This window comes from Streptomyces sp. NPDC127106 (assembly GCF_042677605.1).
Taxonomy (GTDB): Bacteria; Actinomycetota; Actinomycetes; order Streptomycetales; family Streptomycetaceae; genus Streptomyces.
Genome location: NZ_JBHXTC010000044.1, coordinates 44,198 through 69,468, shown reverse-complemented (window position 1 = coordinate 69,468; position 25,271 = coordinate 44,198). Strand labels below are relative to the sequence as shown.

Genomic DNA, 25,271 nt, shown 5'->3' with positions numbered 1-25,271 from the left:
CGCCCAGGCGGTGCCGGGCATCTCCGCGCCCACCTGCCGGCCGGGGTGGTTAATCTGCATCCAGACCTGGCCCCCGCCCGATGCGGCGGCCCGGGGGCGGGTCCGGGGCCGGTCGCCGGGTGTCGGTCAGAGGTCCGCGAGGGAGAGGCCGGCCTGCGCGGCGGCCGCCTGCACGGTCTGCTCCAGCAGCACGGCGATGGTCATCGGGCCGACGCCGCCGGGGACCGGGGTGATCAGCGAGGCGCGGGCCGCGGCGGACTCGAAGTGGACGTCGCCGACGTTGCCCTCGTTGTAGCCGGCGTCCAGGACCACGGCGCCCGGCTTGATGTCCTCGCCGCGGATGAACTCGGCCTTGCCGACGGCGGCGACCAGGACGTCGGCCTGGCGGACGAGGGAGGACAGGTCCTGGGTGCGGGAGTGGCAGTAGGTGACGGTGGCGTTCTGCTCCAGCAGCAGCATGCCGGCGGGCTTGCCGAGGATGGCGCTGCGGCCGACGACCACGGCGTGCTTGCCGGTGAGGTCCACGTCGTACGCGGCGAGCAGGCGCATGATGCCGCCGGGGGTGCAGGAGACGAAGCCCGGCAGGCCGAAGCCCATGGCGGCGAAGGAGTGCATGGTGACGCCGTCGACGTCCTTGCCCGGGGCGATGGCCTCGAAGGCGGCGCGCTCGTCGATGTGGTGCGGGACCGGGTGCTGGAGCAGGATGCCGCTGATCTCGGGGTCCTCGGACAGGGCCGTGATCGTGGCGACGAGCTCCTCGGTGGTCGTCCCGGCGGGCAGGGCCACGTGGCGGGAGGTGATCCCGGCCTTGGCGCAGCGGTTCTGCTTCATGCGGACGTACGTGACGGAGGCCGGGTCCTCGCCGACCAGGACGGTCGCGAGGCAGGGCGCGGTGCCGGTGCGCTCGGTCAGCTTCGCCGCGTGGGCGGCGGTCTGCTCCGTGATGCGGCGGGCGAGGGCGGTGCCGTCCATGAGGCGGGCGGTGGCAGTCGTCATAGGGGTCTCCTGGGCGTCGCTGCGGATCGCGGTTCGCCCAGGCGCGCGGCAGTCGGCGTACGCGGGGTACGCCGGACGCACGACGGGTGTGACGTGCGCCGGGCCGCTCCCCGGTGGTGATCCACCCGAACGCCAGTCACGGCCCGTGCCCACTGTAGTGGACGGCGCCGGGCGGCCCGCGGGGCCCTGCTGCGGGGCCGGGGGACGCGGGCAAATCGGTGGAGCACCGGCGCCCGCCCTGGAACGATATGGGACATGACACGCACATTCGACCATCTGGTGGCGGAGGCCGAGTCCGTCTCGGTGGAGGGGTGGGACTTCTCCTGGCTCGACGGGCGCGCCACCGAGCAGCGGCCGTCCTGGGGCTATCAGCGGATGCTGGGCGAGCGGCTCGCCCGGGTCCGCTCCGTCCTGGACATCCAGACCGGCGGGGGCGAGGTGCTCGCGGGAGCGGGCCCGCTGCCGCCGCTGACCGCGGCGACCGAGTCGTGGCCGCCGAACATCGACAAGGCCACCCGGCTGCTGCACCCGCTGGGCGCGGTGGTGGTCGCGGACGCCGACGAGCCGCCGCTGCCGTTCGGGGACGAGTCGTTCGAGCTGGTGTGCAGCCGGCATCCGGTGACCATCTGGTGGGAGGAGATCGCGCGGGTGCTGCGCCCGGGCGGCACGTACTTCTCCCAGCAGGTCGGGCCGTCGAGCGTCTTCGAGCTCGTCGAGTACTTCCTCGGGCCGCAGCCGGAGGAGGTCCGGCGCGCCCGGCATCCCGACGACGCGGTCGCCGACGCGACGAAGGCGGGGCTGGAGGTCGTCGACCTGCGCTCGGAGCGGCTGCGGACGGAGTTCCACGACATCGGGGCGGTGATCTACTTCCTGCGGAAGGTGATCTGGATGGTTCCGGGCTTCACCGTCGCCCAGTACCGTGACCGCTTGCAGGAGCTGCACGAGGAGATCGAGCGGAAGGGCCCGTTCGTGGCGCACACCGCCCGTTTCCTCGTCGAAGCGCGCAAGCCGGGCTGAGCGGGCACAGCCCGGCCGGGACGCGCGGGCGCGCGGACGGATTTCCGACCGATCGGTTGCGCGTCCACAGCGTGGCGCAGGTCACTCAATTCAGCGCGTAACGAATCGACTCGGGCATGCGATGAACCGACAGGTGTCCTCGCGCGGCCCCGGAATACAGACCCCCCTGAGGTCTGTTTCCCGAGTCCGCGCGATGATGTCCGCCCTTCCTTATCTGTTCGCAACGAGAGGCTTCTTGTGTCGCTCAGCCCGTCCCGTACGTTCCCTCCGGAGATCGCCGATTCCGAGGCCCTGGTCGCGCTCGTCGAGCGCGGCCGCGAGCAGGGTCACATCAACGGTGACGACGTGCGCCAGGCCTTCGAGGCCGGCCGCATCCCGGTGGACCAGTGGAAGCGGGTCCTGCGCAGCCTGAACCAGGTCCTGGACGAGGAGGGTGTCGCCCTCCACGTCAGCGCGGCCCCCGCCACCAAGGCTGCCGCCAAGAAGCCCCGCAAGGCTGCCGCCGCCCCGGCCCGCACCGTGACCAAGAAGGTGGCCGCGCCGCGCCCGATCGGCGCGCGCAGCAAGGCCGCCACCGCGGCCGCCGCTGCTGCTGCTGCTGCGGCGCAGGCCGCTGCCCCGGCCGCCGCCACCGCCGCCTCCGCGGCGGCAATATCCGCCACGCCGGCCGCCGCGCCGCAGGCCGTGGCGGCGGAGGCCGCCGCCGAGCCGAAGAAGCGGACGGTCAAGAAGGCCGCGGCGAAGAAGACCGCCGCGAAGAAGACCACGGCGGCCAAGAAGACCACCGCCAAGGACGTCGACGACGCCGAGAACCCGTCCGCCGAGGGCGAGGACTGGCAGACCGAGGAGCTCGTCGACGAGGTCGAGGAGGAGACCCCGGGCGGTCAGGGCTTCGTGCTGTCCGACGAGGACGAGGACGACGCCCCGGCCCAGACGGTCATGGTGGCCGGTGCCACCGCCGACCCGGTCAAGGACTACCTCAAGCTCATCGGCAAGGTGCCGCTGCTCAACGCCGAGCAGGAGGTCGAGCTCGCCAAGCGGATCGAGGCCGGCCTGTTCTCCGAGTACAAGCTCGAAGAGGAGGAGGACCTCAAGCCCGCGTACCGGCGCGAGCTGGAGATCCTGGTCGAGGACGGCCGCCGGGCCAAGAACCACCTGCTGGAGGCCAACCTCCGCCTCGTGGTCTCCCTCGCCAAGCGCTACACGGGCCGCGGCATGCTCTTCCTGGACCTCATCCAGGAGGGCAACGTCGGTCTGATCCGCGCGGTGGAGAAGTTCGACTACACCAAGGGCTTCAAGTTCTCCACGTACGCGACCTGGTGGATCCGGCAGGCGATCACGCGTGCCATGGCCGACCAGTCGCGCACCATCCGCATCCCCGTCCACATGGTCGAGATCATCAACAAGCTCGCCCGCGTGCAGCGGCAGATGCTCCAGGACCTCGGCCGCGAGCCCACTCCGGAGGAGCTGGGCAAGGAGCTCGACATGACCCCCGAGAAGGTCATCGAGGTCCAGAAGTACGGCCGCGAGCCGATCTCCCTGCACACCCCGCTGGGTGAGGAGGGCGACAGCGAGTTCGGTGACCTCATCGAGGACTCCGAGGCGGTCGTCCCGGCCGACGCGGTCTCCTTCACCTTCCTCCAGGAGCAGCTGCAGTCGATCCTCGGCACGCTCTCCGAGCGCGAGGCGGGCGTCGTCTCCATGCGCTACGGCCTCAACGACGGCCAGCCGAAGACCCTCGACGAGATCGGCCGCGTGTACGGGGTCACCCGTGAGCGCATCCGGCAGATCGAGTCGAAGACGATGTCGAAGCTGCGCCACCCGTCGCGCTCCCAGGTGCTGCGCGACTACCTCGACTGATCCCCGGATCGGCCGGGAACGCAGCGGCCCCCGTACCACGCCCGTGAGGGTGGGGTACGGGGGCCTTGCGCGTACCCGCGGGTTCAGTGTTCCAGCAGGTTCCGCAGCCGCTCCTCGTTGCGGGCCATCTCCTTGCGCGCGTGCGGCTTGGCCACGAGCGGGGCGATGACCCTGCCGATGCCGTGGCCCTCCAGTTCGAGGTCCAGGGTCAGGCGGGAGCGCTTGCCGCCGTCCAGCGGCTCGATGGCCCCGTGGATGTTGCCGCGTACGGGCCCGTCCACGCCCTGCATGTGCCAACTGCGGGGCGGGTCGAGCTGCTTGACCTCCATCGTCATCGGGAACTCCCGCTTGCCCATCCTCCGGGTGACGGCGACCCGCTGCCCGACGTGGGGCGGCGCGCCGTCCAGGGCGCGGGCGGAGACGGCACTCTCCTGCCACTCCGGGAGGTGTCTGGGATCCGTCACGTAGGCGTAGACGTCCTCAGGGCTGGCGGAAATGTCGATGGTCTCTCTGATCGCGGACATGGCGACCCCTTAGCGCCCCCCTGCTTGTCCTCTCCTTCCACGCTACCCCCGCAGGTCAGGCCCCCGCGCGGGCTTTGCGGGCGGCGATCACGGCGTAGACGAGGACGCCGGCGAAGAGGAACAGGGTGCCCTGGTAGACGGCGGCGTACCCGGAGCCGGCGACCAGCCACATGGAGAAGCCGAAGGCTGCGGTGGCCAGGGAGGCGTCGCGGACGAGGCGGCCGCGGTGGACCTGCTCGGTCTTGCCCTCCAGCAGGAAGCGGATCTGCGCCGCGGTGGCGAGCAGGTAGGGGACGGTCGCGGTGAAGGTGGTGACCAGGACCAGGACCTCGAAGACGCCGCCGGAGCCGGCCGTGTAGTTGTAGACGGTCAGGGCGGAGGCCAGGGCGGTGGTGACGAGCACGCCCATCACCGGGACGCCGCGCTGCTTCTTCCCGAAGGCCTTGGGGAAGAGGCCGTCCTTGGCGGCGGCGTACGGGGTCTGCGCGCTGAGCAGGGTCCAGCCGTTGAGGGCGCCCGCCATGGAGATCACGGCGGCGCAGGCGACGACGGTGCCGCCCCAGGTCCCGCCGAACATGGCGTTGACGGCGTCGGTGAAGGGGGCCTCGGAGTCGACCAGCCGGTCGTGGGCGACCAGGCCGAACACGGACAGGGTGCCCAGCAGGTAGACGACGGCCGCGCCGGCGGTGCCGAGGATCGTGGCCCGGCCTACGTTGCGGGCCGGGTCCCGGACCTCGCCGGCGCTGACGGCCGCCGACTCCACGCCGAGGTAGCTGAAGAGGAGGATCGCCGCGGAGGCGGATAGGGCGCCGGCCGGGCTCTGGTCGGTGGCCTGGAACGGGCCGAGGTTGGCCGGGTCGAAGAAGAACAGGCCGCCGACGGCCACCAGCAGCAGCGGGGCGAACTTCAGGACGGTGGCGACGAGTTGGACGGTGCCGACCCAGCGGGTGCCGGCCAGGTTGGCGAGCGCCGGGAGCCACTGCATGGCCAGGGCCGCCAGGCACATGGACCACTTGTGCGCGCCGATGGCCGGGAAGAGGACCGAGAGGTAGCCGACCGATGCGACGGCGAGGGCCGCGTTCGACACCCAGGAGGTGATCCAGTACGTCCAGGCCGCGAGGAAGCCGGCGAAGTCGCCGAAGGCGGCGCGGGCGTACACGTACGGTCCGCCGGTCTGCGGGAGGCGCTCGGCGAGCCGGCCGAAGACCAGGGCGAGGGCGATCGCGCCGAGCGTGAGCACGCCGAACGCGACCAGGCTGATCGTGCCGAACGGTGCCACGGAGGCGGGCAGCAGGAAGATGCCGCCGCCGATGATGTTGCCCATGACCAGGCAGGTCGCGATCGGGAGGCCGAAGCGTCGGGCGTGCGGGCCGCCCGTGCTCCCCTCTGCGGTCTCGGGGGCGGGGGCCTCGGGGGCCGGGGCTATGGCAGGGGTGGTGCTCAAGGGTGGCGCCTCGGGTGTTTCACATGCCGGACAGGTCGACACATGCTCCGGTACGGTGCGGGTCCCGCAAAATCAAAGGCTTTCGTCCGGTACGGACACCCCCGCGGACGGAAAGGTTCCGCTCGGCGGGGCCTGAGACCGCGGATCCTTCACCCACGCCTCCGCGGGCGGTGCCTCCGCAGGGTCCACAGCCGCTGCCGCTGCCGCTGCCGTCGCTCCCGTCACCGCCGGCTGCGCGGGTCCCAGCGGCACCTGCGGCCCGTCCAGCTCCTGCAGCCAGCCCCGCAGGACGCGGTGCACGGCCTCCGCGCCCACCGGGCCCGGCGGGTCCGGGTCCGACAGGTCCGCCGGCCACATCAAGAACGCCTCCCCCTGTTCCCCGCCCAGGCCGCCGTGCGAGCCGATCTGCTCCTCGAAGGCGTGCACCTGTCCCGTCTGCGGGTCGTACGCCGAGTTCACCATGATGTCGGGGACGTGCGGGAAGCCGTCGCTGCGCCGGACCGCCCCGGCCGCCCCCGGCCCGAACGGGGCCAGCAGGGCCTCCGCCTCCCCCGGCTCGGCCAGCCGGGCCACCGCCCCGCCCGGGCCCAGTACCTCCCCGTCCACCAGCAGGAACCCGATGCCCGGATGGTTGGCCAAGGTCGGCAGCAGCGCCGGGTGCGCCCGCTCGATCCACTCCCGCGAGGCCCGGCCGGGCATGCCGGGGAAGGAGATCACCCCGAGGTTGCCCGAGGCCAGCACCACCGGTTCCCGGCGTCCCGGCCGGGGCTGCGCCTCCTCCCCCTCCTCCACCGGCCGGTGCAGGGCCGCCAGCACGGCCGCCCGGGCTTCGGCCCCGCTGGGGGTGGTGCCGGCCCGGCGGGAGACGGGCAGCCCGCAGCCCGCCCGGACCAGGTCCTTCAAGGTGAGCCCGTACCGGCTCAGGAAGGTCTCCCCCGGGCTCTGCCCGTGGTCCGACAGCAGCACGATCCGGTACGTGCGCGGCGCGTGCTCGGCGACCCGCGCGAGGAGCGCGAGGCTGCGGTCGAGCCGGGCCAGCACCTGGTCGGTGTCCCGGCCGCGGGGGCCCGAGTGGTGGGCGACCTCGTCGTACGCCACCAGGTCGGCGTAGATCGCGGAGCGCCCGGCGAGCATGTCGCCGATCACCGCGGCCACGACCACGTCGCGTTCGACGACCGTGGCGAAGGCCCGGATCAGCGGGTACAGGCCGCCCCGGGACACCCGGGGGCCGTCGCCGCGCAGCCGGGCCCGTACCGACTGGACGATCTCCCGGCCGACCTCGGCGACGAAGGACACGGCGGTGCGGACGGCGTTCGCCGGGTCGGAGAAGTACGCGAAGTAGCCCGCCCGCGAGCGGTTCGCCCGGCCCCGGCGGGCCGAGACCGACAGCACCAGGGCCAGTTGGTCGGCGCCGCCGCTGAACAGGTTGCCGCGGCTGGCCCCGTCCAGGGTGAGCAGCCCGCCGTCCCCGGTGCGGGCGACGGCCCGGCGCTGGAGTTCGGCGGCGCTGGTGGGCCGGTTGCAGACCATCACCTCGCCGCTCTCCTTCTCGTACCAGCGGAAGGCGGGCACGTCGAAGGTGGAGCCGTGCAGGATGCCGAGCTGGCTGGCGCCGGTCTGGCTGGACCAGTCGGTGCGCCAGGGGGTGATGCGGTGGCTGTGCTCCAGCCAGTCCGCCACCATCGGCATCACCCCGCCCGCCGCGGCCTCGCGCAGCACCCGGTGGCCGACGCCGTCGAGCTGGAGGAAGAGCAGGCCCGGCGGGGTGGGCCGGGCGCCGTCCGCGCCCGGCCCGCGGCGGTGGCGCCGTCGCCGCCGGTCTGCGAGCCGGTAGAGCCGCCGCCGGTACGCCTCGTCGTCGCGGACCGCGAGCGCGGTCGAGGTCGCCGAGGCCACGGCGGACATCACCGCCGCCACCACGACCGCGGTCTCGGGAGCCGCCTCCCCGTGCCCGGACGGGATCAGGCGGAGCGCCATCAGCAGCAGGGAGCCGTTGAGGAAGAACACGAGCAGGCCGAGCACCAGGGCCGGCACCAGCAGCAGGGCCCGGACCAGCACCGGCCACACCAGCGCGCTGAGCAGGCCGAACGCCCCGGCGCCCCAGGCCGCGGTCAGCCCGACCTGGGTGACGCTGTCGCCGTCCCCGGACTGTAGCCGGAAGTCGGGCAGGATGCCGGCCAGCACCAGCATCGTCAGGGTGGACACCGCCCAGACCACGATCACGCGCAGCAGGGCGCCGCCCGTGCTCCGCAACCGTCCTCGCCGCACGCCGCACCCGCCTCGTGTCTCCCCGGCCACGGCCGGGGCGCACCCCGGGCCCGCGCGCGCAGCCCGCGGTCCCCGCCGCCTCGTCCAGCGTCGCACAGCGGGCGTCCCGGTGCGGCCGGGTGCGGGGCAGCCGGTCAGGTGCGGGGCAGCCGGTCAGGTACGGCGCGGGCCGGTCAGGTGCCGTCGTAGCCGGCGGTCGGCATGGAGAGCCGGCGGTGCACCTCGGCCTTCATCGCGGAGGTGTAGTGCGGCTCGTCGAGCCCGGCCGTCTCCAGTCGTACGCCCCGCCGCCGGCACTCCGCGGTGAACTCCTCGACGGAGCGCAGCGCCCGGGCGAGCACGCGGTGGTTGGGGGCGACGAACAGGTCGACCTGCCCGGCGTCGACGTCGCACCACAGCGCGCAGTGGTCGGGGCGCAGCCCGTAGACGAGCAGCTCCCTGGTGACGACGTAGCCCTGGTCGGCGGCCCAGCGGTCGCACATGGCGCGCTGGCTCCGGGTGTCCACGGCGAACGGGTCGGTGTCCAGATCCTCGAGCGGGGCCAGGCTGGCGATCGCGGCCACGCGCAGCTCATCCATGCCGCCCGACCCTACTCCGATCCGCGGCCCGGGAGGAGGGGTGCGGGCGGTTTCGGTCGCGGGCGGTTTCGGTCGCGGGCGGTTTCGGTTGCGGGCGCTCGTCGCGGGCAGCATCTAGGCTCATGGCGTGCGGCCCGTCGGTGCGGGGCCGCGACAGGACGGGGGTGCCGGATGCCGGTGGAGATCACCTGGTGGGGGCATGCCGCGTGCACGGTGGAGGACTCCGGGGTGCGGGTGCTGACGGACCCGCTGTTCGCCCGGCGGCTGGCGCACCTGCGCAGGCGGCGGGGGGCGCTGCCGCCCGCGGAGGCGGCCCGGGCGGACGTGGCGGTGGTGTCGCACCTGCACGCCGACCACCTGCACCTGCCCTCGCTGGCCCGGCTGGCGCCGGGGACCCGGCTGGTCGTCCCGCGCGGGGCGCGGCGGGCGGTGCCCGGGCTCGCGCGGCTCGCCGGAGTGCGGTCCCTGAGGGTGACGGAGGTGGTCCCGGGGGACGAGGTGGGAGTGGGTTCCGGGGTGACGGTACGGGCGGTCAGTGCGCGGCACGACGGGCGGCGGCTGCCGTTCGGGCCGCATCTGGCTCCGGCGCTCGGGTACGTGGTGCAGGGCGCGCGGCGGACGTACTTCGCCGGGGACACCGGGCTGTTCGCGTCGATGGCCGAGGAGGTCGGGCCGGTGGACGTGGCGCTGCTGCCGGTGGGCGGCTGGGGCCCGTACCTGGGGCCGGGGCACCTGGACGCGGCCCGGGCGGCCCGGGCGCTGGCCTCGCTGGCACCGGCCGCGGCGGTGCCGGTGCACTACGGGACGTACTGGCCGATCGGGCTGGACGCGGTGCGGCCGCACGAGTTCCATGCGCCGGGCGAGGATTTCCTGCGGCACGCCGGGCGGCTGGCGCCGAAGGTGGCGGTCCGGGTGCCGGGGCACGGGGAGCGGGTGCGGCTGCCGTGACGGGGCCCGGGCTCGCGGCGGCGACGGCAGCGGCGACGGCCACGGCCACTGCGGCGGCGGTCGGGCGGGTGCCGCAGGACAGCACCCAGCAAGCGGTCGGCTACCCGGCGCTGTTCGTGCTGGTGGCGCTGGGCGCGCTGGTGCCGGTGGTGCCGACGGGGGCGCTGGTGAGCTCCGCGGCGGTGGTGGCGTTCCATCAGCAGTCGCCGCCGCTGGGGGTGCTGGTGGTGTTCGCGGTGGCCGCCGCGGCGGCGTTCAGCGGCGACGTCACCCTGTACTGGCTCGGGCAGCGGGGGGTGCGCTCCCCGGGCGGTTCGCGATGGGTGGAGGCGCTGCGCGCGCGGGCGGCACCGGAGCGGCTGGAGCAGGCCCGGACGCGGCTGGACGAGCACGGGGTGCTGGTACTGGTGCTGTCCCGACTGGTTCCGGCGGGCCGGATCCCGGTGATGCTGGCCTGCCTGCTGGCGCAGCTGCCGCTGGGCCGGTTCGCGCGGGGCGACCTGCCGGCATGCCTGGCGTGGGCGGCGACGTACGGGCTGATCGGGATCGTGGGCGGGTCGCTGTTCGCGGAGCCGTGGAAGGGTGTGGTGGCGGCGGTGGCGCTGGCCCTGCTGGTCAGTGCGGCGCCGACGGTGTGGCGCCGGCTGCGGCCGCCGGAGTCGGAGTAGGGGGAACCCGGGCGGGGGCGGCGGTCACCAGCTCCGGGACGCCCCGACGGGCAGGTCCCACAGGTCCCGCCGGTCGAGGCCGGCGCGGTCCCAGGCGGCGCGGGCGCGGTACAGCGGCTCCATGACCGGCTCGGCGGACAGGACGAACGTACCCCAGTGCATGGGCGCCATCCGGCGGGCCCCGACGTCCCGGCAGGCCTGTACGGCCTCCTCGGGGTCCGCGTGGACGTCGCACAGCCACCAGCGGGGCGCGTACGCACCGATCGGCAGCAGGGCCAGGTCGATGCCGGGGTGGCGACGGCCGATCTCGGCGAACCAGTGGCCGTATCCGGAGTCGCCGGCGAAGTACACCTTGTGCGGGGTGGCCGACCGGGTGTCGGTGAGGATCCAGCCGCCCCACAGGCTGCGGCAGGTGTCGATGAGGGACCGCTTCGACCAGTGGTGGGCGGGGACGAAGTCGAAGCGTACGCCGTCCAGTTCGGCGGCCTCCCACCAGTCGAGCTCGGTGACGCGGGTGAAGCCGCGACGGCGGCACCAGCGGCCGAGGCCGGCCGGGACGAAGAGGGCGGTGTGCCGGGGCAGCCGTCTGAGGGTGGGGGCGTCGAGGTGGTCGTAGTGGTTGTGGCTGATGACCACCGCATCGACGGGCGGCAGGTCCTCCCAGCGGATGCCGACGGGTGTCATGCGGGGCGGGGTGGCGAGAATCCGGCGGGACCAGACGGGGTCGGTGAGGACGGTCAGCCCGCCGGTCCGCAGCACCCAACTGGCGTGGCCCGCCCAGGTGACGCAGGCGGTGCCGGGGACGAGGTCGGGCAGCGGGCCCGGCCGGCACGGCAGGTCGGGGATGCCGCGCAGGCCCTCGGGGCCGGGCCGGAAGACGCCTTCGCGGGCGAGGCGGGCGTAGGCGCGCAGCCCGGGCAGCGGGGTGGTGAGCCGATCGGCGAAGGACCGCGGCCAGACCCGCCGCTCCCCGACCGGACGCAGCCCCGTGCCCACCCGGGTCCCGGGACGCACGGGCGCGGGCGCGGCGGGCCCCGGGGGGCGGGCTGCCGCGGCGGCGGGCCCCGGGGGAACGGGGGCCGGCGGGACGGGGGCGACGGGCGCCGGCGTGGCGGGGGTACGGGTGGCCGGGGGGTGCGGGGGCGCCGGGTCGGCGGCGGGGGGCAGGTCCCTCATCGAGAAGTCTCCGCTCGTCGTGTCGGTCGGCGTGGGACCCGGTCAACCGGCCAGCCCGGCCAGGACCGAGTCGAGGAGGTCCAGGGAGGCGCGTATGTGCGGGAGTTCGAGGGGGTCGGGGGCGGCGAGCGCGGCGAGCCGTTCCTCCGGGTCCGCACCGAGCAGCGGCCCGGTGGAGAGGCGGACCCGCAGCTCGCCCAGCTCGTCCGCGAAGCGCTGGCCGCCGGGGGTGGGGGCGCCGAGCCGGGAGCCGAGCCAGTCCTCCAGCTCCATGGCGTCGCCGACGCCGTGGCGGGCCAGCCCCGGCCGCAGCGGCGTCAGGTCGACGTACACGTGGCGGCCGGCCTGGGGCGGCCGGGCGAGGGCTCCGGCGGCGAGCAGGTGCCGGTGGACGGCGGCGGCGACCGCCCCGTGCAGGGCGGCGGCCGCGCGGGCTCGTTCGGCGACCGCGTCGGGTTCGTGGAGGGCGTGTGCCGCCGCGGCGGCGACGGGCGCGGCGACCAGGGCTCCGGTGGCGGCGAGGATGTCCAGGGTGCGGGCCCGCAACCAGGTGCCCTGCGGGGTGCCGGGGAACCGGGCGACGGCGGCCGGCCAGCCTGCGGGCAGCAGGGCACCGGACAGGTCGAGGAGTACGGCGGCCCGGTCGGGCAGCATCTCGGCGGGGCTGAGGACGAGGGTGTCGTGCGGCCGGTGCACGGTGTCGCGCCAGCTCTCGTCGCTGACGACGAACAGGTCGGCGGTGACGGCGGCCTCGCAGGCCTCCAGCAGCAGTTCCGGCGGCGGCACGGTCGCGGTCGGGTCGTCGGCGACGGACAGCAGCAGCACCCGCGGGTCGCCGCCCTCGGCCCGTACCCGGCGCACGGTCTCCAGCAGGGCGTACGGGTCGGGGACGCCCCCGCACTCGGCCGGGGTCGGCACGTGGTACGCCCGCCGCCCCAGCAGCCGGACCTGCGGCGTCCACCAGGCCGGGCACGGCCGGGGCAGCAGCACGTCGCCCCCATACGCGCCGACCAGCGCCTGCAGCAGCGCGGGCGCCCCGGGGGCGGCGGCCACGTGCTCGGGATCGACGGCGAGGCCGCGCCGCTCCCAGTGCCGGCAGGCGGCCTCGCGTACGGGTGCGCCGCCGCCCGGGGGCTCGGGGGCGGAGCGCTCGGCGGCCGCGGCCAGCACGGCGGTGAGCTCGGGCGGGACGGGCAGTCCGGGCGGGGGCGCGAGCGGCCCGAACCGGACCGGACCCCGGCCCTCCGTCGTGCGCCGCATCCCCTCCACCTGGTCCTGCCTTTCCCCGGCTCGTCCTGACGCGTCCGTACCGCTCCGCCGACCGACCATGCCCTTTATACGATTGTTCGCCGGATTCCGCCCGTTGTGCGGTGTGGGTCATCCCTTGCGGCCGACCAGCGCCAGCAGCCTGGTCTGGGCGTCGGCGCCCGGCGGGACGTCCAGCGGCGGCGCGAACATCCCGCTGGCCGCCAGCCCGTCCGCGTACGGCATGACCTCCTTGAGGGAGAACTCGACGAGCCCGTCGGGCAGCCGGTCGTCGGCTCCGATGCCCCGCGCGAGGTCCCAGGTGTGCACGACGCAGTCCGCGGTGAGCTCCGCGCAGTACGCCGCCCCCTTCGCGGGCCCGTACGACAGGGCGATGGTCCGCTCCAGCGCCCCGGGCGCGGCGAAGGCGGCGTGCGCGGCGTCGGCGGCCTGCTCCCAGGCGGCGACCGGGTCGTCTCCGAGCACGTCGCCGGCGAACCGGTCGCCGATGTCCGCGACGGTGCTGCCGTCGGTGACCAGCGGCGGGATCCACAGCTGCTCGCCGGTGACGTGGTTGACGAGGTCGCGCACGGTCCACTCCGTGCACGGGGTCGGGGCGCCCCACTGGTCGTCCGCGACGGCGCGCACGCGCTCGCCGAAGAGCCTGAGCGCGGCGGCGTGCTGTTCGAGCAGGGTGTCGGGCATGGGTCTCACCGCCTCCTGCCGTGGCGTGCTCCCCTCCAGCCACTCTCCTCGCCCCCGTCCCGCCCCGCCACCCAAGGGCGGGCGGGCGCCCCGGTGTGCCGGCGGCGGGCGGCGCAGCACGCCGCGGGCCTCGCGGCCCGGCGTCCCGGGCGGGCAGGAGGGACGGCCGTGCCTCAGCTCGGGGGGCGCATGCGGAAGTTGTACGCCGGCGGGAGGGGGCGGTCCGTGATGCAGGACCAGACCTCCGCCAGGATCTCGTCGCCCTCCCTCAGGTCCGGGAGTTCGAAGCCGTCCTCGAAGACCCGGCGCGCGGCGGCCATGTGGCCCTCCGCCGCGAGCAGCAGCGCCGCGAGCAGCCGGAAGCGGGGCTGCTCGCGCAGGGCGGGGCGCAGCCGCTCCCACACCGACCGAGCCTCGGCCGGGCGGCCGGCCTCCAGCAGGGCGGTCATCGCTTCCCGGCCCAGCGCGGACTCGGCGGCCTCCCAGGCTGCGCCGCCGCGCCCGTGCTGCGCCAGGTCGGCGAAGGCCTCCGCGTAGCGCCGGGCCCCGCGCACCGGGTCTGCGGACAGCATGTCCGCGGCCGCCAGGCAGCGCAGCAGCGGCCAGCGGGCGGCGGCCCGGGGAAGGCCGCGCTCCCAGCTGCGGACCGCCTGGGCCACGTCGCCCGCATGCCACTGGGCCACGCCCAGGTGGTACTCGGTGAGCGGGTCGGCGGGGGCCGTCTCCAGCATGTCCCGCCAGTGCGGGGCGACCAGGCCCGGGCCCGGGGGCGCCGCCGGGCCCGGGTCGGGGAGGACGCCGCTGCGCCACAGCTCCAGCCAGGGCTGCTGCTCCTCCCCCAGGTCGGATTCCGCGAAGGGGGTGCCGGGGAGCTCATGGCCCCCGCAGACGACCTCCAGGGCTCCCCATCCCGAACCCCGGGCCAGCCGCTCCCCCGGCGCGGTGTCGGCCGAGCCGCGCCAGGCCGCGTACGCCTCCTCGACCCGGTCCCGGGGCAGGGCCGCCTCCAGCGCCCGAGCCGCCTCGGCGCGGGCCGCCGCCCAGTCGGCGCCGTGCACGGCTGCCGGGTCCGCGGTCAGCGGCCCGTACGCCTCCAGCCAGCTCAGCTCGGCCCCGGCCTCCAGGCGTACGTGTTCCCGTTGGGTGCGGGCCAGCCCGGCCTGGATCTCGGCGTAGCCGCCGCTGCCCGGCTCGGTCAGCCAGTCCTGCCAGCGCCGGCCGCCCGCGCCGGAGCCCCACACGAAGAGCTTCCGGCCGCGCAGCGCGTCCGTGGAGGTCTGGACGAGGCCACTGCCCGCGGCGTCCAGGGCGGCGATCCAGGGGCGCGCCCCGGGCCCGCCGACGGGGTCCAGCTCGTAGAAGAAGTCCGCCGCGTACTCGCTGCGCAGCGGGTAGGTGCGGTCCGCGTCCTGCCAGTCGGGGACCGGGATGCGGCGCAGGGTGCGCTCGTCGCCGACGGAGGTGCCTCCCCCGCCCTCGGGGCTGTGGGGGTGCCAGGCCTCGTCGGCGGGGACGAGGACGCGGGTGCCGTGGTCCTCGGGGACGGCGGTGTTGGACCACCAGTAGACGGGGGCGGGCCGCTCGTGCGGGTTGCGGATGCGGACGCCGGCGTACAGGTACGCCGAGTCCCCCGGCAGCCACAGGTCGACCTGGAACGGCAGGTCGCGCAGCCGCTCCCATTCCCACAGCCGGAGCATCACCCCGCCGTCCGGGGCCGGCACGGTCGCCGCGTGCAGCGGGGCGCAGGACAGGGTGGTGTGGCCGGTGGCGCCGATGTTCCATTCGATGCCACCGGAGAACCAGGCGCCGTTGAGGGCGAAGTTGGCGGGCTGGAACACCGGGTTGCGGTAGAGGAGTTCGCGGCCGCTGGGCAGGTGGACGAGGGAGTGGACACGGCCGCCGAGGCCCGGCAGGACGGTGGCCCGCAGGTGGGCGTTCTCCAGGACGATCGCCTCGAACTCCCGCTCCTGCCGCTGCCGTCCGTACCCGTCGAGGATCCGGACGGGCAGCAGCGAGCGCAGCTGCCCGTAGCCGGTCTGCCGGGCCATGTCGCGGGGCAGCCCGGCCCGGGTGCGCTCGTCCAGGACGTGGTGGACCTCGGCGGGCGCACCGAGCGCGGGCAGCGGGTTCTCGGGCCCCAACGGGGCGGCGGGCAGGGTCAGTACGGCACGGCGGACGGTGGTGGCCATGCGGGAAATGGAACACGCCGCGGCGGCCGCTGCACAGGGCTTTGGCGGATCACCACCGGTCAGGATGACGCAGGGCCGTGGCCGGGGCGGTCACGCGAAGGCGTCGGCGACGAGGTCGGCGAGCAGCGCGCCGGCCCGACCGTCGGGGTCCAGGTCGGGGTCGTAGATGGTGACGTTGAGACCGACACAGCGCGGGGAGTCGACCAACACCCGCAGCAGCGCCGCCAGTTCGGCGGGGAGGAGCCCGCCGGGGTCGGGGCTGTCGACGGCGGGCATCACCCCGGGGTCGAGCACGTCGGCGTCCAGGTGCACCCAGAAGCCGTCGGTGACCGGCGGGTGCAGCCCGTCGAGGGCCGCCCGGGCCACGTCCCCGGCCCCGCGTGCGCGGATCTCCCCGACGGTGGCGGTGCGGATGCCCGCGGCCCGCAGCTCGGGCAGGTCCGCGTCGCCGTCGCGGAGCCCGAAGAGGCGTACGTCCTCGTCCCTCAGGTAGGGGCCGAGGCCCTCCAGGTCGGTGAGGTCGGCCTGGCCGCGGCCGGTGGCGAGGGCGAGCTCCTCCCCGCCGGCGGCCCCGACGGGGCCGTTGACCGCCTCGTTGCCGGGGTGGCGGAAGTCCGCGGAGCCGTCGATCGCGGCGAGCCCGTAGCGGCCGAGGCGGCGCAGGGCCAGGGAGGCGCCGAGCTGGATCGAGCAGTCCCCGCCGAGCACGACGGGGAACTCCCCGGCCCGCAGGTGCTTCTCGATCCGGTCCGCGAGGGTGACGGTGTACGCGGCCAGCGGGGCGGCGTGGAACACCCCGTCGCCCTCCTGCCAGTCGCCGCGGTCGTAGCGGGGCGGTACGACGACCCCGCCCTCGCGGGCGCCGAGCCGCGCCAGCAGGCCGTGGTCGCGCAGGGCTCCGGCGAGCTTGTACACACCGGGCACGGTGCCGGGTGCGGGCGGGCGCAGTCCCAGGTTGGAGGGGGCGTCGAGGATTACGAGGCTTCGCATGCCCCCATCCTGTGCCATCGCGGGCGCGGGACGAAGGCGGACCGGCTGCGCCGGTCAGGTCAGGTCATCTCGGCGGTGATCGCCCAGCGTTCGTGGTCGCGCCAGGCCCCGTCCACGAAGAGGAAGTCCGGCGACAGCCCCTCCAGCCGGAAACCGCGGCCGCGGACGAGGGCGACGGAGGCGGTGTTGCCGGGCTGGATGTTGGCCTCCAGGCGGTGCAGGCCGAGGCCGGAGCGCTCCGGGGCGAAGGCGTGGCCGAGGACGAGGCCGAGCGCCTCGCCGAGGAGCCCCCGCCCGGCGGCGTGCGCAAAGGCGCCGTAACCGAGGGCGCCGCACTGGAAGGCCCCGCGGACGATGTTGTTGATGTTGATGAACCCGGCGATGGCGCTGGTGGACAGCTCGCAGACGAGGAATCCGGCGCGGCTGTCGCCCTCGGTGAGCCGCGCCGCGTACGGCTCGTACTCCTCCAGGGTGGCGGGCGGGAACAGCCAGGGGTGGTGCAGTTCCCGGCTCTCGCGCACCCGGGCGGTGAACTCGGGGCCGTCGGCGGGCCGGAAGGGGCGCAGCCCGACGCGTTCCCCCTCGGTGACGTAGGTGGAAATTCGCATGGCGCCAGGCTAGGCCGCGTGTGACCATGCCGCGGTGATCACCATCCCGAACGCCGAGGAACTCCTGCTCGCGGCGGCCCGCAACAACGCCGCCTGGTGCGCCGCGGTCTGCGCCGGCGGCGAGTTCACCGCGGACGCCTGGACCAGCGCGCGCCGCACCCCGCCCTTCTACCCGGACGCGGTGACCCTGAGCCGGGACGTCCCGGCCGCCGCCCTGGCGGCCGCGCTGGACACGGACTCGCCCGGCTGCTCGGTCAAGGACAGCTTCGCCGTGCTCGATCTGGCCCCGGCCGGCTTCGAGGTCCTGTTCGAGGCGCAGTGGATCCACCGCCCGGCGGACGCCCCCGCGCCGGCCCTGACGGGGTCACCGGCCCGGCCGGCATCGCCGGCCCTGGCCTGGTCGCGGGTCGCGGACGCCGCGGAGCTCGACCGGTGGGAGGCCGCCTGGGACGGGGAGCGCAGCTCGGGCCTGTTCCACGCGGGGCTGCTGACCGGGGACATCGCCTTCCTCGCCGGGCGGGACGCGGACGGGCGGATCCTGGCCGGGGCCGTCGTGAACGCGGCCGCCGGCGTGGTCGGGGTGTCCAACGTGTTCGCCGCCGACGGGGTGGGGGACGACGAGGCCTGGGCGGGCGCCCTCGCCGGGATCGCCGGGTTGTGGCCGCGGCTGCCGGTCGTGGGGTACGAGAGCGGCCAGGACCTCCGGACGGCTGCCCGCCACGGCTTCACCGAGCTGGGCCCGCTCCGCGTCTGGCTGCACACGGCCTGAGGACCGGGCCCGGCCGTACGGCCGGGCCCGTCAGCTGCTGTCCAGGCGCAGCCGCGGCACGTCCGTCCGGTCGATGGCGAACACCTGGGCGTACAGGGAGAGTTCCGCCTCCAGGGCGCGGACCATGGTGTCGGCCCGGCGGAAGCCGTGCCCCTCGCCCTCGAAGGCCAGGTACGCGTGTGGCACGCCCCGCCCGCGCAGGGCGGCGAGCAGGCGCTCCGCCTGGGCGGGCGGGCAGACCGCGTCTTCCAGGCCCTGGAGCAGCAGGAACGGTGCGGTGATCCGGTCGGCGAGGGCCACCGGGGACCGCTCGCGGTCGCGTACGGCGAGGGTCTGCGGCGGCCCGGCCAGGGCCTCGACGTAGCGGGACTCCAGGTCGTGGGTCTCCTCGGCGAAGCCCCGCAGGTCCAGGACCGGGTAGCGGATCGTCGCGCACGCGTACAGGGAGGTCGCGGCGAGCGAGGCCGCGGCCGTCCAGCCGCCGGCGCTGCCGCCGCGGATGGCGAGCCGGTCCGGGTCGGCGGTGCCCTCGGCGGCCAGGGCCCGGGCCACCGCCGCGCAGTCCTCGACGTCTACTACGCCCCACTGCTCGCGCAGCCGCTCCCGGTAGGCGCGCCCGTAGCCGGTGGAGCCGCCGTAGTTGACCTCGGCGACGCCGATGCCCCGGGACGTGAAGTACGCGATGTGCAGGTCCAGTACGGGCGGCACGTGGTCGGTGGGGCCGCCGTGCGCCCAGATGACGTACGGGGGCAGTTCGTCGGCGGGGGCCCGGCGCGCCGGGTGGTGCGGCGGGTAGACGTGGGCGTGGATCTCGCGGTCGTCGGGGCCGAGGAAGGTGCGGGTCTGCGGTTCGGGGTAGTAGGCGGGGTCGACCGGGTCGACGCCGGTGGCGCCGACGACGCGGGCGTGCCCGCTCTCGGTGTCGAGCTCCACCACCTCGTAGGCGCTGCGTGGGCTGGCCGCGACCCCGTAGACCCGGTGGCCGTGGGCGGCGAGCGTGGGCTGCCAGGCGGTCCAGGGGCCGGCGGCGTCCACCAGGTCGCCGCTCTCCGGGTCGAGGACGCCGAGGACCGAGGAGCCCTGGCCGTGCAGGACGGCGACGAGCCCGTCGGGCAGCGGGGCCAGCCAGCTCAGCCCGGGCTTCCACAGCGGGCCGCCGAACTCCTCCTCGCGCGGGCACAGGTTGACGGCGGTGCCGCTGTCCGGGTCGACCCGGTACGGGTTCCACCAGCCGCTGCGGTCGCTGACCGCGAGGAGGCTGCCGTCGGTGCCCCACTCGGCCTGGGCCACGGCCTCCTCGGGCCCGCCGAGGACGGTGCGGGCGCCGGTCAGGGTGCCGTCGGCGGCGATGGCGGCGAGCCGCAGCTCGGTCCCGTCCCACGGCATCCGCGGGTGGTCCCAGACCAGCCAGGCCGCGTACCGCCCGTCGGGGGACAGCCGGGGCCCGGTGGTGAACCGGTGCCGGTCGTCGGTCAGCTCCCGTAGCCGGGAGCGGTCGTCGGCGGCCGACCCGTCCAGCGGTACGGCGGCCAGCACGCGGCGGACGTCGGTCGGTGCCGGCCCGGTGAACTCCTCCAGGGCGCACCACACCTCGGCGCCGCGCAGTACCGGGTCGGCCCAGCGCAGCCCGGCGCCGACCGGGGAGGACGGGGTGAGCGGGCGCGGGGCGGGGCCGCCGGGCGCGTCCGGCTCGTACGCGTAGATCCGCTGGTCGGCGTAGTGGACGAAGACCACCAGGGGGCCGCCCTCGGGCCGCTCGGTGCCCGCCCAGGGGCGGCCGCCGTACTCGGTGAACCCGCTGCGGACGTTCCACGGGGCGGGCAGGGCCCGGGCCCCGGGGCCGCCGTCGGGCCGGCGCACCAGGGTGCGGCGGCCGGCCTCGTCGGGTCGGGGCTCGGTCCACCACACCTCGGGGCCGATCGTGCCGACGTACTCGGGCCGGCCGTCGAGGGAGGCGGCGAGCCCGGCGCCGAGGGGCGAGGGCCAGCTGCCGTACGGCTCCTGCGCGGCCGGGGCCGGGGCCGGGGCCGGGGCTGCGGCGCCGGCCGCGGGGTCCGGTCGGGAGGACTTCACCGGCTCCCCATCACAGCGTCCGCAGGGCGTGGTCGAGGACGCGCACGCCGAAGTGCAGGGCGTCGACGGGGACCCGCTCGTCCACACCGTGGAAGAGGGACCAGTAGTCGAAGCCCGGCGGGAGTTCGAGCGGGGAGAAGCCGTAGCCGGTGATCCCGAGACGGGAGAACTGCTTGGCGTCCGTGCCACCGGCCATGCAGAACGGCACGACCCGCCCCGCCGGGTCGAAGCGCTCCACGGACTCGCGCAGCACGGCGAAGGTCCGCCCGTCGACGGGGGCTTCGAGGGCCACCTCGCGGTGGTGGAACTCCCAGGTGACGTCGGGGCCGGTCAGCTCGTCGAGGGTGGCGAGGAACTCCTCCTCGCCACCGGGCAGCGTCCGGCCGTCCACGTACGCCGTGGCGGTGCCCGGGATGACGTTGACCTTGTAGCCGGCGCTGAGCATGGTCGGGTTGGCGCTGTTGTGCAGGGTCGCCTCGACGAGGGCGGCGGCCGGGCCGAGCTTGGGCAGCAGCTCGTCGAGGTCGGTCTGGCGGCTGCGCGGGTCCACCGACAGTCCCTGCAGGGCGGCGAGTTCGGCGATGCAGGCGGCGACGGTGTCGGTGAGGCGGACCGGCCACCGGTGTTCGCCGATGCGGGCGACGGCGGCGGCGAGCCGGCTGACGGCATTGTCCGGGTTGGGCTTGGAGCCGTGCCCGGTCGTGCCGTGGGCGGTCAACTTCAGCCAGGCGGTGCCGCGTTCACCGGTGGCGATGGGATAGAGGCGCTGCCGGGGGCCGGTGTGCACCGTGAAGGCGCCGGATTCGCTCAGCCCTTCCGTGCAGCCCTCGAAGAGGCCGGGGTGGTGGTCGGCGAGGAAGCCGGAGCCGTCGACGGCGCTGTCCTCCTCGTCGGCGGTGAAGGCGATCACGATGTCCCGGCGGGGGGCCGCTCCGGCCCGCGCCCAGGCCCGTACGACGGCCAGCACCATCGCGTCCATGTTCTTCATGTCGACGGCGCCGCGGCCCCAGACCACCCCGTCGCGGACCTCCCCGGAGAAGGGGTCCACGCTCCAGTCGGCGGCCTCGGCCGGGACCACGTCGAGGTGCCCGTGGACGAGGAGGGCATCTGCGGACGGGTCGGTGCCGGCGATCCGGGCCACCACGTTGGTGCGGCCGGGGGTGCGTTCGAGGAGTACGGGCTCCAGCCCGGCGGAGGCCAGGAGGTCGGCGGCGTACTCGGCGGCGGGGCGCTCACGGCAGTCGCCGCCGCCCCGGTTGGTGGTGTCGATGCGGATGAGTCGGGAGGTGAACTCGACGACCTCGTCGAGGGCCACCGGGTCGACGGGGGACCCGTCGACCGGTGACCCGTCGACCGGTGGGCCGTCGACCGGGGCTCCCTCGACGGGCGGCTCCCCGGCCGGGGTCTCCCCGGCCCGGTGCCGTGGCGTGGCTACGGACATGTCAGCCATATTGCTCCTCCACGGCCGAGGAGACGACCGTCGTGACCGTCTTGAACGTCCGGATCCCCTCGTACATCGCATCACTGGTGTACGCGACCCTGCGTTCCCCGCTGCGTTCGACGCCCGGGACGAGGGTGGCGTACATCGCCAGGTGCTCGGCGTCGAACTCGAGTTCCACCGTGTACGGGCCGCCCCGTACGGGGTCCCGGCGCACCGCGAGGGCCGCGGCCTGCTTGGCGGCGGCCCGGATGTCGGCGGCGGTGCGGGCGGGGGTGCGGCAGACGGCGGCATAGCGCGAGATGTGGTCCTTGACGGCGACGGTGACCGCGTCCGGGGCGTAGACGGCGGCGTCACGGCAGGTCAGGTCGTCCCCGGTGACGAGGATGACGGGCACCCCGTACTCGGCGACGACGTGGGCGTTGAGCAAGCCCTCGCTCGCGCGGACTCCGTTCAGCCAGACCCCGGTGATGGAGTTGGCGAGGTAGGTGTGGGCGAGGACGCCCTCGGTTCCGGCGCCGGTGTGGTAGCCGACGAAGGCGACCCCGTCGACGTCCCCGCGCTGGACGCCCTCGACCATGGACAGGGTCTTGTGCCGTCCGGTGATCATCTCGGCCCGCTCGTCGAGCTGCTCGAGGAGGAGGTTCCGCATGGTCCAGTGGGCCTCGTTGACGAGGACCCGGTCGGCGCCGCCGTCGAGGAAGCCGAGAACGGCCGCGTTCACGTCGGAGGTGAACATCGGCCGGCAGCGCTCCCACTCGGGGGTGCCGGGCAGGACGTCGGCGGGCCAGGTGACGCCGGTGGCGCCTTCCATGTCGGCGGAGATGAGGATCTTCATCGGGCCCCCGGAGGTCGGGTGCGCGCACGGCGCGGCGGGCGGCGCGGACGCCGCGGACCACCGCTGCCCGCGCGGGTCTCCACCCTAGCTTTCCGGGCCCGCCCCGGCCCGCCGGGCGCGCAGACGCCGCGTGATCCGGCCGAGCAGTTGCCGGGGCTCGAATTCACGCTCGACCGAGAGCAGATGTGCCGCGCAGCCGTCGGCGTGTCGGGGACGGGGTAGCCGGCCGGCACGACCCGGCCGGGCTTCGGGCCCCGGCCGTGCCCTGCTCGATTCACCCGATGGGGTGAGGCCGCTGCCGGCCTCACCGGGGCCGCCCTACGGCTCAGGCCTCGACTTCGCGGGCCAGGTTTTCCAGGACCGCGTCGTAGATGCGGCCGAGGCCCTTGGGGGCGAAGGTGCGCTCGAAGAAGCCGCCGATGCCGCCGGCGCCGTTCCAGACGGTGGTGACGACGGCCTTGGACTTGCCCTCGCCGGCCGGGGTGACGATCCAGGTGGTGACCATGGAGGAGTTGCGGTCCTTCTCCACGAGTTGGCCGTCGGTGGGCTCGGTGACCTCCAGCAGGCAGTCGCGCACGCGCTTGCTGGTGGCCTGGAGCTTCCAGTGGACGAGGGTGCCCTCGCCGTCGCCGCCCTCGCGCACCTCGTACTCGCTGAAGTGCTCGGGCAGCAGCTTGCCCCGGGTGCCGGTGTAGTCCGCCAGCGCGTCGAACACGGTGTCCGCGTCGGCGGCGATGATGCGCTCCGTGGTGGCCTCGACCTGCGCCATACCTGTTCCTCCAGCAGTTGTGTTGCCTCGTCGGCGGCAAGCCAACCACTTCGGGGGCGGCGGCCCAAATCGGGCCCCGTGGGTCAGCGGACGTCGGTGCGCGGTCGGGCACGTGCGGTGTCGAACAGCGAGGCCCGTTCGGCGGTCCGGCCGGACCCCGCCCCGCCGCCCTCGCCGCGTGCGGCGCGGCCTCCGTGACACCCCTGGTACTCCATCTGCGGCGGGGCCCGCGAGTGGTTCACCGCCCGGCCGGACCGCGGACGCCGGTCCGGTCCGGTCCGGGCCGGTCCGGCTCGCGCTGCGGTGAGCGGGGGCGGCGCCTGAGCGGCCGTCACCCCACCTCATCCCATCGGGCCAATCCGGGGCCCAATCCCGTTTTCCGGGCCGCGTTTCCGGGACGATTCCGCCCAGAACCCTCGGCTGGGAGGCCCCATGACCCGTCCCTTGAAGAAGCGCGCCGCCGTCCTGCTGTCGATCGCCACCGCCACCGCCGCCGTGGTGGGCGGCCAGCTCGGGGCCGCGCCGGCCCCCGCGGCCGCCGCCACCGCCCACGCCGCCGCCGCCGCGTCCGCCCCGACGGCCGCGCTGCGCTGGACCGGCTGCGCCACCAGCCGCTACCCGACGCTCCAGTGCGCCTCCCTCAAGGTCCCCCTCGACCACGCCCGCCCGTCCGGGCGCCAGATCACCCTGGCCCTGACCCGCGTCCCGCACACCGCCGCCAAGAGCCAGGGCCCGCTCCTGGTCAACCCCGGGGGCCCCGGCGGTAGCGGCCGGGGCCTGGCCCCGTACATCGCCTCCGCCCTGCCGAAGGACGTGGCCGCCCAGTACGACGTGATCGGCTTTGACCCGCGGGGGGTCGGCAAGAGCGAGCCCGCCCTCGACTGCACCGCCGGCCACTTCAACCCTGTGCGCCCCGACTCCGTGCCGTACGCGAGGCAGACCGAGCAGGCGAACCTGGAACGGGTGCAGGCCTTCGCCGAGGCCTGCCAGGCGAAGCACGCGGACCTGCTCCCGTACATCGACACCGTCTCCACCGCCCGCGACATCGAGGCGGTCCGCGCCGCCCTGGGCGCGCCGAAGCTCAGCTACTTCGGCTTCTCGTACGGCACCTACCTGGGCGCGGTGTACGCCAAGCTGCACCCGGGCCGCGTCCACCGCATGGTCCTGGACTCGGTCGTCGACCCGGGCGGGGTCTGGTACGAGGACAACCTCGCGCAGGACCGCGCCTTCGACGCCCGCCACAAGGCGTTCCTGGCCTGGGTGGCCGAGCACGACGCCACGTACCGGCTCGGCACCGACCCGGCCGCGGTCGAACAGCGCTGGTACGCCGTGCGGGCGGCGCTGCGGGAGGAGCCGGCGGGCGGCAAGGTGGGCCCGGCGGAGCTGGAGGACACGTACATGCCGGGCGGCTACTACAACGGCTACTGGCCGAACCTGGCCGAGGCGTTCTCGGCGTACGTGGTGGACGGGGACGCCAAGCCGCTGGTGGCGGCGTACGAGCGGTTCGGTGCGGTGGCGCCCGCGGCGGGCAACGGGTACAGCGTGTACACGGCCGTGCAGTGCCGGGACTCGGCCTGGCCGAAGGAGTGGAACACCTGGCGGGGCGACATGTGGCGCACGCACGCCGAGGCGCCCTTCATGACCTGGAACAACGCCTGGTACAACGCCCCGTGCGCGTTCTGGAAGACGGAGCCGCTCCGGGCGCCGGACGTCACCAACGCGGACCTCCCGCCGGCACTGCTGCTCCAGGCCACGCAGGACGCGGCGACACCGTACGGGGGCGCGCTGACCATGCGGGACAAGCTGAAGGGGTCGGCGCTGGTGGTGGAGGAGGGCGGCGGGAACCACGGGGTCTCGCTGAGCGGGAACACCTGCCTGGACGAGAAGGTGGCGGCGTACCTGCGCACGGGTGCGGCGGCGGATGCGACCTGCCCGGCACAGCCCGACCCGAAGCCGACGTCGGCCGGCCGCGCGGCGACCCCTTCGGCGGGCGGCGGCGCGGCCCTGCACGGCCTGCTGGGCTTCCGCAGCTGAGCGCTCCGCGGGAGGTGCCGCGAGGGGCCGGCGGTCGTCTGCGGGCCCGTCGAATCCCGTAGACACGGGGCCCCCCCCACCGTAGAGTAGAAAAAAAAACGCAACCCACCACCACAAACTACAAGCGGATGGAG

21 protein-coding genes are annotated in these 25,271 nt (G+C 75.2%); 6 read left to right on the top strand and 15 right to left on the bottom strand.

Annotated elements, in window-relative coordinates:
- Positions 1-126: 126 nt before the first annotated feature.
- Positions 127-996, bottom strand: coding sequence for a bifunctional 5,10-methylenetetrahydrofolate dehydrogenase/5,10-methenyltetrahydrofolate cyclohydrolase (locus tag ACFVGY_RS28270; RefSeq protein WP_385682110.1), 870 nt, complete (start codon positions 994-996; stop codon positions 127-129).
- A gap of 255 nt (positions 997-1,251) precedes the next feature.
- Between ACFVGY_RS28270 and ACFVGY_RS28265 the strand changes: the two genes are divergently transcribed.
- Together ACFVGY_RS28265 and ACFVGY_RS28260 are read left to right on the top strand one after the other, a co-directional pair.
- A complete protein-coding gene (locus tag ACFVGY_RS28265; RefSeq protein ID WP_385682107.1) occupies positions 1,252-2,013 on the top strand; it encodes a class I SAM-dependent methyltransferase in 762 nt (253 codons plus the stop codon).
- A 237-nt stretch (positions 2,014-2,250) separates the two neighbouring features.
- Positions 2,251-3,873 (top strand): RNA polymerase sigma factor, encoded by a 1,623-nt coding sequence (locus ACFVGY_RS28260; RefSeq protein ID WP_385682104.1) that lies wholly within the window; start codon positions 2,251-2,253, stop codon positions 3,871-3,873.
- Positions 3,874-3,956: 83 nt separating this feature from the next.
- Here the strand turns inward: ACFVGY_RS28260 and ACFVGY_RS28255 are convergent, their stop codons facing one another.
- From ACFVGY_RS28255 to ACFVGY_RS28240, 4 genes are all read right to left on the bottom strand, one after another.
- Positions 3,957-4,397: an SRPBCC family protein gene (locus ACFVGY_RS28255; RefSeq protein WP_385682101.1), complete on the bottom strand. Its 441-nt coding sequence runs from the start codon at positions 4,395-4,397 to the stop codon at positions 3,957-3,959.
- 55 nt (positions 4,398-4,452) lie between these two features.
- Entirely contained in the window at positions 4,453-5,823 is a 1,371-nt protein-coding gene (locus ACFVGY_RS28250) for an amino acid permease (RefSeq protein WP_385682119.1), read from the bottom strand.
- Between the two features lie 90 nt (positions 5,824-5,913).
- Complete coding sequence (locus ACFVGY_RS28245) at positions 5,914-8,094, bottom strand: phage holin family protein (RefSeq protein ID WP_385682098.1); 2,181 nt, start codon at positions 8,092-8,094, stop codon at positions 5,914-5,916.
- A gap of 188 nt (positions 8,095-8,282) precedes the next feature.
- On the bottom strand, positions 8,283-8,687 hold the full coding sequence (locus tag ACFVGY_RS28240) for a hypothetical protein (RefSeq protein ID WP_385429572.1): 405 nt from the start codon (positions 8,685-8,687) through the stop codon (positions 8,283-8,285).
- A gap of 171 nt (positions 8,688-8,858) precedes the next feature.
- Here ACFVGY_RS28240 and ACFVGY_RS28235 point away from each other — a divergent pair, with 171 nt between their 5' ends.
- Both ACFVGY_RS28235 and ACFVGY_RS28230 read left to right on the top strand, forming a co-directional pair.
- The gene (locus tag ACFVGY_RS28235; RefSeq protein ID WP_385682094.1) at positions 8,859-9,635 is read left to right on the top strand and encodes an MBL fold metallo-hydrolase; all 777 of its coding nucleotides are present in this window, start codon (positions 8,859-8,861) and stop codon (positions 9,633-9,635) included.
- Positions 9,636-9,703: 68 nt separating this feature from the next.
- Positions 9,704-10,303 (top strand): DedA family protein, encoded by a 600-nt coding sequence (locus ACFVGY_RS28230; RefSeq protein ID WP_385682116.1) that lies wholly within the window; start codon positions 9,704-9,706, stop codon positions 10,301-10,303.
- 24 nt (positions 10,304-10,327) lie between these two features.
- On the opposite strand, the gene ACFVGY_RS28225 is transcribed toward ACFVGY_RS28230, so the two are convergent.
- The 6 genes from ACFVGY_RS28225 to ACFVGY_RS28200 form a co-directional block, all read right to left on the bottom strand.
- A complete protein-coding gene (locus ACFVGY_RS28225; protein WP_385682092.1) occupies positions 10,328-11,479 on the bottom strand; it encodes an MBL fold metallo-hydrolase in 1,152 nt (383 codons plus the stop codon).
- A 42-nt stretch (positions 11,480-11,521) separates the two neighbouring features.
- Complete coding sequence (locus tag ACFVGY_RS28220; RefSeq protein WP_385682089.1) at positions 11,522-12,739, bottom strand: aminotransferase class I/II-fold pyridoxal phosphate-dependent enzyme; 1,218 nt, start codon at positions 12,737-12,739, stop codon at positions 11,522-11,524.
- Between the two features lie 117 nt (positions 12,740-12,856).
- Positions 12,857-13,429 carry a TIGR03086 family metal-binding protein gene (locus tag ACFVGY_RS28215; protein WP_385682086.1) on the bottom strand — a complete coding sequence of 191 codons (573 nt, stop codon included), beginning with the start codon at positions 13,427-13,429 and terminating at the stop codon, positions 12,857-12,859.
- Between the two features lie 173 nt (positions 13,430-13,602).
- Complete coding sequence (locus ACFVGY_RS28210) at positions 13,603-15,618, bottom strand: DUF5107 domain-containing protein (protein WP_385682082.1); 2,016 nt, start codon at positions 15,616-15,618, stop codon at positions 13,603-13,605.
- Positions 15,619-15,708: 90 nt separating this feature from the next.
- Positions 15,709-16,608: an arginase family protein gene (locus ACFVGY_RS28205; RefSeq protein WP_385682079.1), complete on the bottom strand. Its 900-nt coding sequence runs from the start codon at positions 16,606-16,608 to the stop codon at positions 15,709-15,711.
- 59 nt (positions 16,609-16,667) lie between these two features.
- The gene (locus tag ACFVGY_RS28200; protein ID WP_385682076.1) at positions 16,668-17,216 is read right to left on the bottom strand and encodes a GNAT family N-acetyltransferase; all 549 of its coding nucleotides are present in this window, start codon (positions 17,214-17,216) and stop codon (positions 16,668-16,670) included.
- 37 nt (positions 17,217-17,253) lie between these two features.
- Here ACFVGY_RS28200 and ACFVGY_RS28195 point away from each other — a divergent pair, with 37 nt between their 5' ends.
- A complete protein-coding gene (locus ACFVGY_RS28195) occupies positions 17,254-17,985 on the top strand; it encodes a hypothetical protein (protein ID WP_385682113.1) in 732 nt (243 codons plus the stop codon).
- A gap of 30 nt (positions 17,986-18,015) precedes the next feature.
- On the opposite strand, the gene ACFVGY_RS28190 is transcribed toward ACFVGY_RS28195, so the two are convergent.
- The 4 genes from ACFVGY_RS28190 to ACFVGY_RS28175 all read right to left on the bottom strand — a co-directional run bounded on the left by ACFVGY_RS28190 (position 18,016) and on the right by ACFVGY_RS28175 (position 23,103).
- The gene (locus ACFVGY_RS28190; RefSeq protein WP_385682073.1) at positions 18,016-20,058 is read right to left on the bottom strand and encodes a prolyl oligopeptidase family serine peptidase; all 2,043 of its coding nucleotides are present in this window, start codon (positions 20,056-20,058) and stop codon (positions 18,016-18,018) included.
- A gap of 10 nt (positions 20,059-20,068) precedes the next feature.
- A complete protein-coding gene (locus ACFVGY_RS28185; RefSeq protein ID WP_385682070.1) occupies positions 20,069-21,499 on the bottom strand; it encodes a M20/M25/M40 family metallo-hydrolase in 1,431 nt (476 codons plus the stop codon).
- A 1-nt stretch (position 21,500) separates the two neighbouring features.
- A complete protein-coding gene (locus tag ACFVGY_RS28180) occupies positions 21,501-22,334 on the bottom strand; it encodes a M55 family metallopeptidase (RefSeq protein ID WP_385682067.1) in 834 nt (277 codons plus the stop codon).
- 325 nt (positions 22,335-22,659) lie between these two features.
- Positions 22,660-23,103, bottom strand: coding sequence for an SRPBCC family protein (locus ACFVGY_RS28175; RefSeq protein WP_179178179.1), 444 nt, complete (start codon positions 23,101-23,103; stop codon positions 22,660-22,662).
- 432 nt (positions 23,104-23,535) lie between these two features.
- On the opposite strand from ACFVGY_RS28175, the gene ACFVGY_RS28170 reads away from it, so the two are divergent.
- Complete coding sequence (locus tag ACFVGY_RS28170) at positions 23,536-25,137, top strand: alpha/beta hydrolase (protein WP_385682064.1); 1,602 nt, start codon at positions 23,536-23,538, stop codon at positions 25,135-25,137.
- Positions 25,138-25,271 lie beyond the last annotated feature (134 nt).

Excerpts from the sequence above, each read along its gene's own strand:
- ACFVGY_RS28270 (WP_385682110.1), bottom strand. The coding sequence starts at position 996 with ATGACGACTGCCACCGCCCGCCTCATGGACGGCACCGCCCTCGCCCGC.
- ACFVGY_RS28265 (WP_385682107.1), top strand. The coding sequence starts at position 1,252 with ATGACACGCACATTCGACCATCTGGTGGCGGAGGCCGAGTCCGTCTCG.
- ACFVGY_RS28255 (WP_385682101.1), bottom strand. The coding sequence starts at position 4,397 with ATGTCCGCGATCAGAGAGACCATCGACATTTCCGCCAGCCCTGAGGAC.
- ACFVGY_RS28240 (WP_385429572.1), bottom strand. The coding sequence starts at position 8,687 with ATGGATGAGCTGCGCGTGGCCGCGATCGCCAGCCTGGCCCCGCTCGAG.
- ACFVGY_RS28235 (WP_385682094.1), top strand. The coding sequence starts at position 8,859 with ATGCCGGTGGAGATCACCTGGTGGGGGCATGCCGCGTGCACGGTGGAG.
- ACFVGY_RS28225 (WP_385682092.1), bottom strand. The coding sequence starts at position 11,479 with ATGAGGGACCTGCCCCCCGCCGCCGACCCGGCGCCCCCGCACCCCCCG.
- ACFVGY_RS28220 (WP_385682089.1), bottom strand. The coding sequence starts at position 12,739 with ATGCGGCGCACGACGGAGGGCCGGGGTCCGGTCCGGTTCGGGCCGCTC.
- ACFVGY_RS28215 (WP_385682086.1), bottom strand. The coding sequence starts at position 13,429 with ATGCCCGACACCCTGCTCGAACAGCACGCCGCCGCGCTCAGGCTCTTC.
- ACFVGY_RS28210 (WP_385682082.1), bottom strand. The coding sequence starts at position 15,618 with ATGGCCACCACCGTCCGCCGTGCCGTACTGACCCTGCCCGCCGCCCCG.
- ACFVGY_RS28205 (WP_385682079.1), bottom strand. The coding sequence starts at position 16,608 with ATGCGAAGCCTCGTAATCCTCGACGCCCCCTCCAACCTGGGACTGCGC.
- ACFVGY_RS28200 (WP_385682076.1), bottom strand. The coding sequence starts at position 17,216 with ATGCGAATTTCCACCTACGTCACCGAGGGGGAACGCGTCGGGCTGCGC.
- ACFVGY_RS28185 (WP_385682070.1), bottom strand. The coding sequence starts at position 21,499 with ATGTCCGTAGCCACGCCACGGCACCGGGCCGGGGAGACCCCGGCCGGG.
- ACFVGY_RS28180 (WP_385682067.1), bottom strand. The coding sequence starts at position 22,334 with ATGAAGATCCTCATCTCCGCCGACATGGAAGGCGCCACCGGCGTCACC.
- ACFVGY_RS28175 (WP_179178179.1), bottom strand. The coding sequence starts at position 23,103 with ATGGCGCAGGTCGAGGCCACCACGGAGCGCATCATCGCCGCCGACGCG.
- ACFVGY_RS28170 (WP_385682064.1), top strand. The coding sequence starts at position 23,536 with ATGACCCGTCCCTTGAAGAAGCGCGCCGCCGTCCTGCTGTCGATCGCC.